This is a genomic window from Nocardioides humilatus, assembly GCF_008373755.1.
GTDB lineage: Bacteria > Actinomycetota > Actinomycetes > Propionibacteriales > Nocardioidaceae > Nocardioides > Nocardioides humilatus.
The window spans coordinates 1-477 of the sequence record NZ_VUJV01000147.1; the positions used below are offsets into that span (position 1 = coordinate 1).

At 40.3% G+C, this 477-nt stretch carries 1 protein-coding gene; it reads right to left on the minus strand.

Translation table 11 applies throughout. The features are described from left to right. Window positions 1-462: hypothetical protein (locus F0U44_RS24280; RefSeq protein WP_149730627.1), on the minus strand; the 462-nt coding region annotated here is incomplete at its 3' end. Window positions 463-477 lie beyond the last annotated feature (15 nt).

The following is a 477-nucleotide window of genomic DNA, read 5'->3' on the forward strand; positions in this document are numbered from 1 at the left end:
TTCAGGTGTGATCTTATCCACTTTTTCAACAGTCTTCAGCTTCCCATCATATTCTTTTACCCACTTGCTCTTCTTTTCCGACGTTTCCAAATAATCAAACCAAGCGGACAAACACTTTTCAAGTAGCTTCTTGGTGTCCTTGCAAATCTGTTGCAGGTTCTCCCATTCGATCTTCAGTTGTTTAATCTCTTGATTAATGCTGTCCTTGCCTTCGTTACCAGTCGTTTCAAGAGCTGCCTCGCTAAGCTTAATTGCTTTTTGCAATAATGCTTCTCCTTTAGGTAAAGCTTCGATGATCTTCTTGACTTTGTTAAGTTTCTTTTGTACGGAATCCTTCTCGCCGTGCGAGTCGGAACATTGTTGAATTTCGATCTTACAATTGCGGATCCAATCGTAGAAGTTGTCGTAAGATTCCTTGTATTGTATGTGAGAGTTGACGTAATCTTCCAATTTCGCGATCATTTCGCTGACTGTTTT